General features: G+C 63.9%; 11 protein-coding genes. 7 read left to right on the top strand and 4 right to left on the bottom strand.

The window, feature by feature from the left end; translation table 11 throughout:
• Positions 1 to 109: 109 nt before the first annotated feature.
• On the bottom strand, positions 110 to 292 hold the full coding sequence (locus tag AC1DW2_RS07680) for a hypothetical protein (protein ID WP_208085815.1): 183 nt from the start codon (positions 290 to 292) through the stop codon (positions 110 to 112).
• Between the two features lie 306 nt (positions 293 to 598).
• On the opposite strand from AC1DW2_RS07680, the gene bioB reads away from it, so the two are divergent.
• Entirely contained in the window at positions 599 to 1,585 is a 987-nt protein-coding gene (bioB, locus tag AC1DW2_RS07675; protein ID WP_208085816.1) for a biotin synthase BioB, read from the top strand.
• A gap of 314 nt (positions 1,586 to 1,899) precedes the next feature.
• Here the strand turns inward: bioB and frc are convergent, their stop codons facing one another.
• The 3 genes from frc to AC1DW2_RS07660 all read right to left on the bottom strand — a co-directional run bounded on the left by frc (position 1,900) and on the right by AC1DW2_RS07660 (position 5,747).
• Positions 1,900 to 3,177 (bottom strand): formyl-CoA transferase, encoded by a 1,278-nt coding sequence (gene frc / locus AC1DW2_RS07670; RefSeq protein WP_085400627.1) that lies wholly within the window; start codon positions 3,175 to 3,177, stop codon positions 1,900 to 1,902.
• Positions 3,178 to 3,243: 66 nt separating this feature from the next.
• A complete protein-coding gene (gene oxc / locus AC1DW2_RS07665) occupies positions 3,244 to 4,977 on the bottom strand; it encodes an oxalyl-CoA decarboxylase (protein WP_477005631.1) in 1,734 nt (577 codons plus the stop codon).
• A gap of 74 nt (positions 4,978 to 5,051) precedes the next feature.
• Positions 5,052 to 5,747: a GntR family transcriptional regulator gene (locus AC1DW2_RS07660; RefSeq protein WP_166105920.1), complete on the bottom strand. Its 696-nt coding sequence runs from the start codon at positions 5,745 to 5,747 to the stop codon at positions 5,052 to 5,054.
• Between the two features lie 347 nt (positions 5,748 to 6,094).
• Between AC1DW2_RS07660 and AC1DW2_RS07655 the strand changes: the two genes are divergently transcribed.
• From AC1DW2_RS07655 to AC1DW2_RS07630, 6 genes are all read left to right on the top strand, one after another.
• On the top strand, positions 6,095 to 8,224 hold the full coding sequence (locus AC1DW2_RS07655; RefSeq protein WP_071915547.1) for an acetate--CoA ligase family protein: 2,130 nt from the start codon (positions 6,095 to 6,097) through the stop codon (positions 8,222 to 8,224).
• A gap of 216 nt (positions 8,225 to 8,440) precedes the next feature.
• Positions 8,441 to 9,283 (top strand): IclR family transcriptional regulator, encoded by an 843-nt coding sequence (locus tag AC1DW2_RS07650; protein WP_063984517.1) that lies wholly within the window; start codon positions 8,441 to 8,443, stop codon positions 9,281 to 9,283.
• Positions 9,284 to 9,396: 113 nt separating this feature from the next.
• The gene (locus AC1DW2_RS07645) at positions 9,397 to 10,365 is read left to right on the top strand and encodes a Bug family tripartite tricarboxylate transporter substrate binding protein (protein WP_477005630.1); all 969 of its coding nucleotides are present in this window, start codon (positions 9,397 to 9,399) and stop codon (positions 10,363 to 10,365) included.
• A complete protein-coding gene (locus tag AC1DW2_RS07640) occupies positions 10,362 to 10,844 on the top strand; it encodes a tripartite tricarboxylate transporter TctB family protein (protein ID WP_477005629.1) in 483 nt (160 codons plus the stop codon). Before AC1DW2_RS07645 ends, AC1DW2_RS07640 begins: the two co-directional genes overlap by 4 nt.
• Positions 10,844 to 12,343 (top strand): tripartite tricarboxylate transporter permease, encoded by a 1,500-nt coding sequence (locus tag AC1DW2_RS07635; protein WP_354116999.1) that lies wholly within the window; start codon positions 10,844 to 10,846, stop codon positions 12,341 to 12,343. Before AC1DW2_RS07640 ends, AC1DW2_RS07635 begins: the two co-directional genes overlap by 1 nt.
• 54 nt (positions 12,344 to 12,397) lie before the next feature.
• Positions 12,398 to 13,198, top strand: a complete 801-nt coding sequence (locus tag AC1DW2_RS07630; RefSeq protein ID WP_477005628.1) for an NYN domain-containing protein — start codon at positions 12,398 to 12,400, stop codon at positions 13,196 to 13,198.
• Positions 13,199 to 13,250 lie beyond the last annotated feature (52 nt).

Here is a 13,250-nt window from a genome sequence, read left to right as displayed (position 1 = left end):
TCATTCCGATCTCATCGCGCTTTCGGTCAGGCGTCGATTTCGACGCGACGCGCTTAGCGCCAGCCTTCATCGCGCGGATGCAACATCGTGACCCGGCAGGGAACGCGTCCTATTTAGAGCGGTCCTTCGGCTCGGCCTCGCGGGCCAGTCGCTCCGCTTTCAGCCGCTCGCGATTCTCGTTGAAGGAGTGCTGGTCCTTCGCATAGTCATTGATCGGCTTCTGCGTTTTGACAGGCTTGAACGCCTTGTTGGCTTCACGCTTGGCCCGATCCGAGGATTGATCTCTCAACATTTCGACCTCGTTTTGATCAACAAGCTGTGACAGGACAGGTGCTGGCCGACGCTTCCCACCCGCAAACGCTGTGCGTGGGCTTGCTACCTTTCGGGGCGAGAAGAAGGCCAATTCTGCAGCGTTGCGCAGATGCTTTTGCGATGTGTTTCAGTCCCTCGCCTTGGCGGCTGCGTTGCTCGTACGTCGGGATAGCACGCCGGCTTAGACAACAATGGCACGCCGTCGCTTTTGTTCCAAGGACCCCTGCGGACTGGCGCCAGGTTTGCGATAGTGCGATTGTCCCGCCGCAATGTCAGGAGATCTGTAATGCTCGGTGTGAACGACGGGGAGACAATCCCCGCGAAGGAAAGACCGCAAAGGTCTCAAAGATGGACTGGTGAAGATGCATGGGCGGCTTACCAGCTTCCCTTCAACGATCTGCTCTTCCGTTCACAATCCGTACATCGGGAGCATTTTGACCCAAATCGCGTGCAGTTGAGCCGGCTACTGAACATCAAGACGGGTGGTTGTCCGGAAGACTGCGGTTACTGCAGCCAGTCGTCGCATCATGCGACAGCTCTTGCAGCCTCCAAGTTGATGGAGGTCGGGAAGATCGTTGCCGAGGCACGCAAGGCAAAAGACAGCGGCGCGACGCGTTATTGCATGGGGGCGGCCTGGCGCAATCCGAAGCCGCGCGACATGGATGCCATTGTCGAGGTCGTCGGAGCCGTGAAGGAGCTCGGGCTCGAGACCTGCATGACGCTCGGCATGCTCGACCGGGATCAGGCCGACCGGCTGAGTGCTGCCGGGCTTGATTACTACAATCATAATATCGATACCTCGGAGCGCTTCTATCCGAGCGTTACCTCCACCCGCACATTCGCCGATCGTCTCGATACGCTGGAGCATGTCCGCGAGGCCGGCATGAAAGTGTGCTGCGGCGGAATTCTCGGCATGGGTGAGAGCGAACAGGACCGCGTCGACATGCTGGTTACGCTCGCCAACCTCCCGGAAGCGCCGGAGAGCGTGCCGATCAACATGCTGATCCCGATTCCGGGAACGCCGATGTCGAAGGCGACGCCGATAGGTCCGATCGAGTTCGTGCGCATTGTCGCGCTGGCGCGTATCATGATGCCGGCCTCTTTCGTGCGACTCTCGGCGGGGCGGTCGGCGATGACCGACGAGATGCAGGCGCTGTGCTTCTTTGCCGGTGCAAACTCGATCTTTGTCGGCGACACGCTGCTGACGGCGGGCAATCCGCAGGACGAAGCCGATCGAAAGTTGTTCCGCCGGCTCGGACTGGAGGCGCTCTGACCTTCTTGCAAGCCGCTGAGCCTCTTTCCCGATCATGCCCTGGCCGTTAGGTCGTTTGTCCGACGGACAACCCCTCGGCCGCTCGTCGCCGGGCAGGATATTGGCTTTGTCGGATCATGGCATAATGCCCCTGTTTTGCCCGACGTGTCAAAAGGCATTTCGTGAAATGCGAAATCGTTTATGGCCAACAGGTTAGCTACTGTGCATGGGGTTGTTTTTCAATTTTTTAGTCAGAGCCGCGACCGCACGGCCTCCTGAAGCAAAAAGGGCCGCCCCTTCGGGCGGCCCTTTCGTCTCGTTCAACGTGGTGCGGCTTACTCAGCGGCCTGCTTCTGTGGCGGCTCGAGCGCGCCGGACTTGTGGATGTCGGCGACCTGGTGATCGCTGAAGCCGAGCACGCTGCGCAGGATCTCGTCGGTGTGCTCGCCGAGCAGCGGGGAGCGCTCCACCTCGCTCGGGCTATCCGACAGCTTGATCGGGTTGCCGACCGAGATGTACTTGCCGCGGGTCGGGTGATCGACCTCGACCACGGTGCCGGTGGCGCGCAGCGACTGGTCTTCGGCGATCTCCTTCATCGACAGGATCGGGCCGCAGGGGATGTCGTCCTTGTTGAGGATCTCCATCGCCTCGAACTTGGTCTTGGTCATCGTCCACTGTTCGATGCGGGCGAAGATCTCGTTGAGGCGCGGCAGGCGGACGGCCGGCTTGGAGTAGTTCGGATCGGTCTTCCAGGTGGGCTCGCCGATCACGTCGCAGATCTTCTCCCAGACCGGGGCCTGGGTGATGAAGTAGATGTAGGCGTTAGGATCGGTCTCCCAGCCCTTGCACTTCAGGATGCGGCCGGGCTGGCCACCGCCGGAATCGTTGCCGGCGCGCGGCACGGCGTCGCCGAACGGAATGCCTTCGCCGAACTGGCTGTATTCCTTGAGCGGACCATGCGCGAGGCGCTGCTGGTCGCGCAGCTTGACGCGCGCGAGGTTGAGCACGCCGTCCTGCATCGCGGCGGTGACCTTCTGGCCCTTGCCCGAATGCGTGCGCTGATAGAGCGCGGTGACGATGCCGAGCGCCAGGTGCAGGCCGGTGCCGCTGTCGCCGATCTGCGCGCCGGTGACGAGCGGCAGGCCGTCGCGGAAGCCGGTGGTCGAGGCGGCGCCGCCGGTGCACTGCGCGACGTTCTCATAGACCTTGCAGTCTTCGTACGGTCCGGGGCCAAAGCCCTTGATCGAGGCGACGATCATCTTCGGGTTGATCGCCTGGATCTTCTCCCAGGGGAAGCCCATGCGGTCGAGCACGCCGGGGCCGAAGTTTTCGACCAGCACGTCGCACTTCTTGATCAGCTCGGTGAGGACTTCCTTGCCTTTGGGGTTCTTGGTGTCGAGCGTGATCGAGCGCTTGTTGTGGTTGAGCATGGTGAAATACAGGCTGTCCACGTTCGGGATGTCCTGCAGCTGGCCGCGGGTAATGTCGCCCACGCCCGGACGTTCCACCTTGATCACGTCGGCGCCGAACCATGCCAGCAGCTGCGTGCAGGTCGGTCCGGACTGGACGTGGGTGAAGTCGAGAATGCGAACGCCCTTGAGCGCTTTGGTCATCGTGTTGCTCCGTATACTCTGTCTGCCCCCGCAAACCGCAGGGAATTAAGGGTTGAAGGGGAGGACTTACTTTTTCTTCTGCAGAACGCTCTGCGGATTGAGGTTGCCGATGCGGCCGCTCTCCGAGCCCGCGGCCGGATCGATCACCGCGTTGATGAGCGTCGGCTTGCCCGAGGCCATCGCCTCGTTGACGGCGCGCTTGAGCTCGTCGGGCGAGGTGGCATTCACGCCGACGCCGCCGAAGGCTTCCATCATCTTGTCGTAGCGCGCGCCCTTGACGAACACGGTCGTCGCCGGATCGGCGTTGACGCTGTTGACGTCTGTGCCGCGATAGATGCCGTCATTGTTGAAGATGACGATGCAGATCGGAAGGTTGTAGCGGCAGATGGTCTCGACCTCCATGCCGGAGAAGCCGAAGGCCGAGTCGCCTTCCACCGCCAGCACGGGATGGCCGGTCTCGAGCGCAGCCGCGATCGCCTGGCCCATGCCGATGCCCATCACGCCCCAGGTGCCGACGTCGAGACGCTTGCGCGGCCTGTACATGTCGATGACGCCGCGGGCGAGGTCGAGCGTGTTGGCGCCCTCGTTGACGAGGATCGCCTCGGGATGATCCTTGATCACGTTCTTCAGCACGCCGAGCGCGCCGTGATAGTCCATCGGCGACTTGTTGTTCATGAGCTTCGGCGCCATCTTGGCGACGTTCTCGTCACGCTTGGACACGATGGCCTTGGTCCATTCGGCCGGCGGCGCGGTCCAACCCGTGCTGATCGCCTGATTGAAGGCCGATACGACCGAACCGATGTCGCCGACGACGGGCGCGACGATCTCGACATTGGAGTCCATTTCCCTGGGCTCGATGTCGACCTGGATGAACTTCTTGGGCGCTTCGCCCCAGCTCTTGCCCTTGCCGTGCGAGAGCAGCCAGTTCAGCCGGGCGCCGATCAGCAGCACGACGTCGGATTCTTTCAGCACCGTGGAGCGCGCGGCTCCAGCGCATTGCGGATGCGTGTCGGGGAGGAGGCCCTTGGCCATGCTCATCGGCAGGAACGGCACGCCGCTCTTCTCGACGAACGACTTGATGTCTTCATCGGCCTGCGCGTAGGCCGCGCCCTTGCCGAGGATGATGAGCGGACGCTTCGCCGCCTTGAGCACGTCGAGCGCGCGCTTGATCGAAGCGGGCGAGGGGATTTGCGCGGGCGCGGCGTCGATCACCTTGACCAGTGACTTCTGGCCGGCATCGGCGTTCATCACCTGGCCGAACAGTTTTGCCGGCAGGTCGAGATAGACGCCGCCCGGACGGCCCGAGACCGCGGCGCGGATCGCGCGGGCGAGACCGATGCCGATGTCCTGGGCGTGCAGCACGCGATAGGCCGCCTTGCACAGCGGCTTGGCGATCGCGAGTTGGTCCATCTCTTCGTAGTCGCCCTGCTGGAGGTCGACGATCTCGCGCTCGGAGGAGCCCGAGATCAGGATCATCGGGTAGCAGTTGGTAGTGGCGTGCGCGAGCGCGGTGAGACCGTTGAGGAAGCCGGGCGCGGACACCGTGAGGCAGATGCCCGGCTTCTTGGTGAGGTAACCGGCGATGCCTGCGGCGTAACCGGCGTTCTGCTCGTGGCGGAACGAGATCATACGAATGCCTTCGGCCTGCGCCATGCGGCCCAAATCCGTGATCGGGATGCCCGGCACATTATAGATGGTGTTGATGCCGTTCAGCTTGAGCGCGTCGATGACGAGATGAAAGCCATCCGTCAATTCCTGCTCGGTGCCCGGTGCTTCGGACTTGGTCGCGGTATTCAGCATGGGCCTTGTCTCCCTGGTCTCATATGCCGTTTTAGGCTTTGTGGGCGAATGGCTCGCCCTTCTGGTGAACGTTGCTAGGTGAACAGTTCTTGACCGTGCGCTTCGACGTAAGCGGCAAGGCCAAGGGTGTGGTCGCGGGCGCGCTTCTCGGCGAGCTCGGTGTCGCGCGCTTCCAGTGCTTCGATCATGCTGAGATGCTCGGGCAGCGAAGTGGCGGTGCGATCCTTGCGTCCGATGGTGAGCTGGCGGTAGCCGCGCACGTGCAGCAGCAGGTCGTTGGTGAGATCGACCAGCACCGGCGATTCCGACAGCGAGATCAGCGCCTGATGAAAGGCGATGTTGGCGCGCGAATATTCCTCGACGTGATCCTCGGGCAGGCGGTCCTTGCCGAAGTCCTTGAAGTAGTCGCGCAGCGCCGTGATGTCTTTCTTGCGTGCGGTGGTGGTGATCAGGCGGGCCGCCATGCTCTCCAGCGCCGCCCAGGCGCGGATCATGTCGACGATCTCGCTCTTGGTCCTGCGCACCACCATGATGCCGCGGCGCGGAACCGTCTTCACGAAGCCGTCCTGCTCGAGCATCGCGATGGCTTCGCGGATCGGGGTGCGGCTCACACCCAGGCGTTCGGACAGCGCGCGCTCGTCGAGCATCACCGGCTCGGGCGTCGAGTAGATGTCCATCTTGAGGATGGCTTCCTTCAAGGCGTCATACGCCTTGTTCTTGAAGCTGCTCTCCGGGGCAATACGAACGATTGCGATATCTGCCTCGGTCATGTTCGGCAACGCCTTGGTTGGTTTCCGCAGTGACACGACGAATCTCCTCCAGTGGGAGTCGTCTTTTACAGGATTATTAACGGGAAAGTTTTTGGCATACCACATGCCAGAATGTCAAGCTGGCTATTTTTTGCGGCGTTCTAAGTCATGCAGCAGCTTGACAAGTTGGCTTCTGGCATACCAAATGCCATCGCCAGCCATTTTTGATCCAAAGCGGCGGAGTAATGTGGGCTTTATGCCACTCCGTTCCGCGACATGGAACAGAGCGCGGCGAATGGCAAGCATCACGGGCAGCCGCTACACGCGCGCGCTTTGAAAGAACGAACTGAGGTCAAGGGAGAAGCCATATGTCCAATTCCAAAGATGCCGTCCGCAAAGTGCTCGACCAGGTCAAGGCGGACAACCGCACCAGCCTGACCGCGCCGGAAGGCAAGCTGGTCTGCGACGCCTACGGCATTCCGGTGCCGAAGGAGGGCGTGGCGAGGTCGGCGGGTGAGGCCGGCAAAATGGCCTCCTCGATGGGCTTCCCGGTGGTGATGAAGATCGTCTCGCCGGACATTCTCCACAAGACCGAAGCTGGCGGCGTCATCGTCGGCCTCAAGACGGCCGAGGATGCCGAGAAGGCCTACGAGACCATTCTCTCCAACGCCAAGAAGTACAAGTCCGATGCCAAGATCGAGGGCGTCCAGGTGCAGCAGATGCTGGCCGGCGGAACCGAAGTCATCGTCGGCTCGATCACCGACGGCTCGTTCGGCAAGCTGGTCGCCTTCGGCCTCGGCGGCGTGCTGGTCGAAGTCTTGAAGGACATTACCTTCCGCCTCGCGCCCGCGACCAAGGAAGACGCGCTCTCGATGCTCGACGGTATCCAGGCGCATGAGATTTTGAAGGGCGTTCGCGGCGGCGAGCCGGTGAACCGTACGGCGCTCGCCGACGTCATCGTCAAGGTTTCGCAGCTCGTCACCGATTTCCCTGAAATCGTCGAGCTCGATCTCAACCCGGTGTTCGCGACGGCCAAGGACGCGATCGCCGCCGACGTGCGTATCGTCGTCGACTTCGCCTATGTGCCCAAGCCGAAGCCGCGCCCGACCGAAGAGATCGTCGCGGCCATGAGCCGCATCATGCAGCCGAAGGCGGTCGCCGTGGTCGGCGCCTCCGCCGAGGACGGCAAGATCGGCAACTCCGTGATGAAGAACCTCATCAACGGCGGCTACAAGGGCGACATCTATCCGATCCACCCCAAGGCCGCCGAGATCCTCGGCTACAAGGCCTACAAGAGCGTCAAGGACGTTCCGGGCGTGATCGACACGGCCGTGTTCGCGATCCCCGCGAAGTTCGTGGCGGCGGCGCTCACCGAATGCGGCGAGAAGAAAATCCCGGGTGCGGTGCTGATTCCGTCGGGCTTCGCTGAAGCCGGCGCGCCGGAGCTTCAGGCCGAGATCGTCGAGGTCGGCAAGAAGTACGACATCCGCCTGATGGGGCCGAACATCTAYGGCTTCTACTACACGCCGGCCAATCTCTGCGCGACCTTCTGTACGGCCTATGACGTCAAGGGTCACGCCGCGCTGTCGTCGCAGTCGGGCGGCATCGGCATGGCCATCATCGGCTTCTCGCGCTCGGCCAAGATGGGCGTCTCGGCGATCGTCGGCCTCGGCAACAAGTCCGATATCGACGAGGACGATCTGCTCGCCTTTTTCGAGCAGGATCCGAACACGAACCTGATCGCGCAGCACTGCGAAGACCTCAAGGACGGCCGCGCCTTCGCGGAAGCCGCCAAGCGCGTCTCCAAGAAGAAGCCGGTCATCGTGCTCAAGGCCGGCCGCACCTCGGCCGGCGCAAAGGCGGCCTCGTCGCATACCGGCGCGCTCGCCGGTAACGACAAGATCTACGAGGACGTCCTGGCGCAGTCCGGCGTGATCCGGGCCCGCTCGCTGCGGCAGCTGCTCGAATTCGCCCGTGGCGTGCCGGTGCTGCCGACGCCGAAGGGCGAGAACGTGCTGATCATCACCGGTGCGGGCGGCTCGGGCGTGCTGCTGTCGGACTCCTGCGTCGACAACGGCCTGTCGCTGATGTCGATGCCGCCGGATCTGGATGCGGCCTTCCGCAAGTTCATCCCGCCGTTCGGTGCGGCCGGAAATCCTGTGGATATCACCGGCGGCGAGCCGCCGATCACCTACGTCAACACGGTGAAGCTCGGCCTGTCGGACGAGCGGATCCATTCGCTGATCCTCGGCTACTGGCACACCATCGTCACGCCCCCGATGGTGTTCGCCCGCAACATGGTCGAGGTGAAGAAGGAGATGGAGGCCAAGGGCTTCGTGAAGCCGATCGTCGCCTCGCTCGCCGGCGACGTCGAGGTCGAGGAAGCCGCCGAATATCTCTATCAGAACGGCATCCCGGCCTACGCCTACTCCACCGAGCTTCCGGTCGAGGTGCTCGGCGCCAAGTACAAGTGGGCGCGCGGGGCAGGGCTGCTCTGAGACGACGACGACGCTTCGGTATGATCCGGAGCGGGTGGTTATTCACCTCTCCTCGCGCGCGGGGAGAGGTCGAATTGCGAAGCAATTCGGGTGAGGGGGACTCTCCACGAGTCTAACTGTCACCGTCCTTGCGGAGACTCCCCCTCACCCTGACCCTCTCCCCGCAAGCGGGGAGAGGGAAATAAGAATAGGGCGAGGGAGAACGGTCAGGTCGCGATGAGCAAGAACGTGATCCGGCGCAAATCGCTCGAGCCTCGATCGCCATCGGAGGCCGACCACGACGCGCGCGATGGCGGCGTGCAGTCCGTCGACCGCGCGCTGTCGATCCTCGAAACGCTGGCCGAAGACGACGAAGGCTATCGCCTCAGCGACCTCGCCGTGCGCACCGGCCTGTCGGCCTCGACCGTGCACCGCCTGCTGGCGACGCTGGAGAGCCGCCGCTTCGTGCAGTTCGACCGCGCCCAGTCCAAATGGCATGTCGGCGTGCGCAGCTTCACGGTCGGCGCGAGCTTTGCCCGGCGGCGTAATTTCTCCACGCAGGCGATTCCTTACTTGCGCAAGCTGCGCGATCTCACCCGCGAGACCGCCAATCTCGCTGTCGTCGACGACGAGTTCATCATCGTGCTGACCCGCATGGAGAGCCGCGAGATCATGCGCTCGCTGACCCAGGTCGGCGGCCGCGTCGCCATGGTGACGTCAGGCGTCGGCAAGGCAGTGCTCGCGACTTATTCGGACGAGGACGTCGGCGCGGTCATCCGCCATCACGGCATGCCCCGCCTGACCGAGAAGTCGATCGTGCGGCCGGGCGACCTGTTCAAGGAGCTCGAGAAGATCCGCAAGCAGGGTTTTGCGCTCGACGATGAAGAAGCCTGTATGGGCCTGCGCTGTATTGCCGCAGTGGTCTACAACGACTGCGCCGAGCCGCTCGCGGCGATTTCCGTCTCGGGCATGACCAGCCGCCTGACCGACGACAGATTGCCGGAAATCGGCCAAATCGTGCGCGAAGTCGCCGGCGAATTGACCGTCGCGCTCGGTGGAGTGATGCCGAAGTCTGGCTAACAAGGAACCGGGCCTGTCGCTGGACAGCATCGGCCGTTTTGGCTGATATGCGACCAAACGACACAATGCGGCAACCGATCAACGACGTCCGCACGAGCCCGGAGAATACCCTCATGTTTCAATTTCCCGCGCGCCTTGTCGGCGCAGCTGTCGCGCTTACCCTTGCGGCAGCCACGCCGACCTTTGCCCAGCAGTTCGAGCTCAAGCTGATGGCGCCGGCGGCCCCGGGCGGTGGCTGGGACCAGACCGCGCGCTCGATGCAGCAGGCGCTGGTCGCTTCGGGCGTCGCGCGCAGCGTGCAGGTCGTCAACGTTCCCGGCGCCGGCGGCAGCGTCGGCATCGCGCAGTTCGTCAACGGCGCCAAGGGCGACGGCAACCAGCTGATGGTCAACGGCTTCGTCATGGTGGGTGCGCTCGCCATGAACAAATCGCCTGTCACGCTCGAGCAGGTGACGCCGATCGCGCGCCTCACCGAGGAAATCCAGGTGATCGTGGTGCCGGCGAATTCGCCGATCAAGACCGCGCAGGATCTCGCCGCCGCGGTGAAAGCCGATATCGCCAAGGTGACCTTCGCCGGCGGCTCGGCCGGCGGCGTCGACCATGTCATGGCCGCGCTGTTCGCGGGCGCCGTCGGCGCCGATGCGAAGAAGATCAACTACATCCCGTTCTCCGGCGGTGGCGAATCGCTGGCGGCAATCCTCGGCGGCAAGGTTACCGCGGGCATTTCGGGGCTGAGCGAATATGAAGGGCAGATCAAGTCCGGCAAGCTGCGTGCGATCGGCGTGACCTCGGAGAAGCGCATCGCCGGCAGCGACATCCCGACCTTTAAAGAGCAAGGCATCGACCTCGTGATCGCCAATTGGCGTTCGGTGGTCGCGCCTCCCGGCATCACGCCCGAGCAGCGCAAGACGCTGAGCGATGCGGTCGAGAAGATGGTGAAGTCGGACGCCTGGAAGGAGATCCTCAAGCAGAAGGGCTGGGAGGATGCCTATCTCGGCGGCGACGCCTTCGCCGACTTCCTGAAGAAGGAAACCGTGCGCGTCACCGACGTGCTGAAATCGGTCGGCCTGGTCAAGTCATGACCTCAGGCGATCCCGCCCAGCCGCGGCGCGTCGATCGCGCCGGCATCGTCATCGCTGTATTGCTCGCAGGCCTCGCTGCGGTGCTGGTCTGGGATGCGCGCGGGCTGCAATCCACTGCGATGTACGGGATGGGACCGGAGGCAATGCCGGTCGTGGTCGCCAGCGGCCTTGCGCTGCTCGCGATTGGCAATTTCATCGACGCGCTGCGCGGCAATCTGCCGGTGCGCGAGAGCGCCGATCCCGTGCCTGTGGTTCTGATCCTGGTTGGCCTTGCGCTCCTCATTGCCATCATCGGCTTCGGCGGCGGCTTCATCCTGGCGACGTCGGCGCTGTTCGTGACGACGTCGGCAGCTTTCGGGCGCCGTGCCATCCTCGTCGACAGCATCATCGCCCTCGTGATGTCTACCCTCATCTATCTCGCATTCGACCGGCTGTTGACGCTGAGCCTTCCGACCGGCCCGCTGGAGCGACTGCTGTGATGGACACCTTTGCCGCGCTGGCCCACGGCATGGCGGTCGCCGTCCAGCCGATGAACCTGCTCTATGCGCTGATCGGCGTGTTCCTCGGTACGGCCGTCGGCGTGCTGCCCGGCATCGGCCCGGCCCTGACGGTCGCGCTGCTGCTGCCGGTGACCTACAAGCTCGACCCCGGCGGCTCGCTGATCATGTTCGCCGGCATCTATTACGGCGGCATGTATGGCGGATCGACCACCGCGATCCTGATCAACACGCCCGGCGAGAGCGCCTCGATGGCGACCGCGCTCGAGGGCAACAAGATGGCCAAGGCCGGCCGCGGCGGGCCGGCGCTTGCGACATCCGCGATCGGTTCCTTCGTCGCCGGCACCATCGCCACAATCGGGCTTGCGTTCCTCGCGCCATGGCTGGTCGATTTCGCCGTGCGCTTCGGTCCCGAGGATTACTTCGCGCTGATGTGCGTCGCCTTCGTCACGGTGTCGGCGACCTTTGGCGATTCCCCGATCCGCGGCCTGACCAGTCTGTTCATCGGCCTGACGCTGGGCCTCGTCGGCATCGACAAGCTGACGGGGCAGGCGCGGCTTACCTTCGGCGTCCCTGAATTGCTCGACGGCGTCGAGGTGACGACGCTTGCGGTCGGTCTGTTCGCGGTCGGCGAGGCGCTCTACGTCGCATCGCGGCGCCACCACACCGAGGAAAAGCTCGAGCCGGTGCGCGGCTCGCTGTGGATGACCAAGGAAGACTGGAAGCGCTCGTGGAAGCCGTGGCTGCGCGGCACGATGTTCGGCTTCCCGATCGGCGCGCTGCCCGCGGGCGGCGCGGAGATTCCGACCTTTCTGTCCTATTCCACCGAGAAGCGGCTCACAAAACATCCGGAAGAATTCGGCAAGGGCGCGATCGAAGGCGTTGCGGGACCGGAGGCCGCCAACAACGCCTCCGCCGCCGGCACGCTGGTGCCGCTGCTGACGCTGGGATTGCCGACCTCGGCGACGGCCGCGATGATGCTGGCGGGCTTCCAGCAGTACGGCCTCAACCCGGGGCCGCTGCTGTTTGCCGAGCGGCCTGACCTCGTGTGGGGCCTGATCGCCAGTCTCTTCATCGCCAATTGCATGTTGCTGGTGCTCAATCTGCCGCTGGTCGGCCTGTGGGTGCGGTTGCTCGCGATCCCGCAGCCCTGGCTCTATGCCGGCATTCTCGTGTTCGCGACCATGGGCACCATCGCCGCAAAGCCGTCGGTGGTCGAATTGTCGATGCTGGCCGGCTTCGGCGTGCTCGGTTTCCTGATGCGCCGGTTCGACTTTCCGATCGCGCCGGTCGTCGTCGGCCTGATCCTCGGACCGATCGCCGAGAGCCAGCTGCGCCGCGCGCTCGCGATCAGCCTCGGCGACCCAATGACGCTGCTCCAGAGCCCGATCTCGGCGACGCTGCTCGGCATCGCGCTGGTTGCGCTGCTGGCCCCGTTCGTGCTGAAGGGGATGGGGCGCTTCAAGGCGAACGAGGACTAGCCGTCCCGGCGCGCGCGTCCTCTAATGCTGCGTCCAGCTCGTTGAGGAAACGCCATGCCGTCGGAACTTCGCTCGCCCCGTCTCGCCGTCCTGATCGATGCCGACAATGCCTCCGCGAAGATCGCGGATGGGCTGTTCGAGGAGATTGCCAAGATCGGCGAGGCCAGCGTCCGCCGCATCTACGGCGACTTCTCCAATGCGCGATCGAGGGGCTGGGCCGACATCCTGTCCAAACACGCCATCATCCCGCAGCAGCAGTTCGCCTATACGACTGGAAAGAATGCCTCCGACATAACCCTGGTCATCGACGCCATGGACCTGCTTCACAGCGGCCGGTTCGACGGCTTCTGCCTGGTCTCGTCCGACAGCGACTTTACCCGTCTGGCCGCCCGCATCCGTGAGCAGGGCGTCGACGTCTTCGGGTTCGGCGAGCAGAAGACGCCGGAAAGTTTCAGGCAGGCCTGCCGAAGGTTCGTCTACACCGAGAACCTGCTCTCCGTCCCGGCGACCACCCAGGATGCCGCCTCAAGATCGACGTCGCTTCAGCCGCCCGATGCCGCCACGCCCATCATCAAGAAGGTCATCACCCAGATGGAGAGCGAGGACGGCTGGGTCGCGCTCGGCGAAGTCGGCCGGCAGCTCGCCAATCTGGCGTCCGATTTCGATCCGAGAACGTTCGGGTTCCGCAAGCTGAGCGATCTCGTGCGCAAGACGAATTCGTTTGAGATCGATGAGCCAAAGGGCCGGTCGATGCGAATTCGCGTCAAGCCCGCTGCCGCCGCACCGCCGAGAAGGCGGAACCCGCGCAGGCCCGCAAGGGCGGGGACGACGGGCAGTTCGGCGCCTAAGGCGTAAGCAGGGCCTGCCGTTATATTTACGCTTGCCCGCTATGGCGCAGGGCGTAACC

The sequence above is a fragment of the Bradyrhizobium sp. P3_C3 genome (assembly GCF_056402655.1).
The sequence above is the reverse complement of the archived record's forward strand: the minus strand, read 5'-3'. Positions and strand labels throughout refer to the sequence as shown.

Bases quoted from the DNA above. Each gene is read 5' to 3' on its own strand.
- AC1DW2_RS07650 (WP_063984517.1), top strand. From the start codon at position 8,441: ATGAGCAAGAACGTGATCCGGCGCAAATCGCTCGAGCCTCGATCGCCA.
- AC1DW2_RS07640 (WP_477005629.1), top strand. From the start codon at position 10,362: ATGACCTCAGGCGATCCCGCCCAGCCGCGGCGCGTCGATCGCGCCGGC.
- bioB (WP_208085816.1), top strand. From the start codon at position 599: ATGCTCGGTGTGAACGACGGGGAGACAATCCCCGCGAAGGAAAGACCG.
- frc (WP_085400627.1), bottom strand. From the start codon at position 3,177: ATGACCAAAGCGCTCAAGGGCGTTCGCATTCTCGACTTCACCCACGTC.
- AC1DW2_RS07660 (WP_166105920.1), bottom strand. From the start codon at position 5,747: ATGACCGAGGCAGATATCGCAATCGTTCGTATTGCCCCGGAGAGCAGC.
- oxc (WP_477005631.1), bottom strand. From the start codon at position 4,977: ATGCTGAATACCGCGACCAAGTCCGAAGCACCGGGCACCGAGCAGGAA.
- AC1DW2_RS07630 (WP_477005628.1), top strand. From the start codon at position 12,398: ATGCCGTCGGAACTTCGCTCGCCCCGTCTCGCCGTCCTGATCGATGCC.
- AC1DW2_RS07680 (WP_208085815.1), bottom strand. From the start codon at position 292: ATGTTGAGAGATCAATCCTCGGATCGGGCCAAGCGTGAAGCCAACAAG.
- AC1DW2_RS07645 (WP_477005630.1), top strand. From the start codon at position 9,397: ATGTTTCAATTTCCCGCGCGCCTTGTCGGCGCAGCTGTCGCGCTTACC.
- AC1DW2_RS07635 (WP_354116999.1), top strand. From the start codon at position 10,844: ATGGACACCTTTGCCGCGCTGGCCCACGGCATGGCGGTCGCCGTCCAG.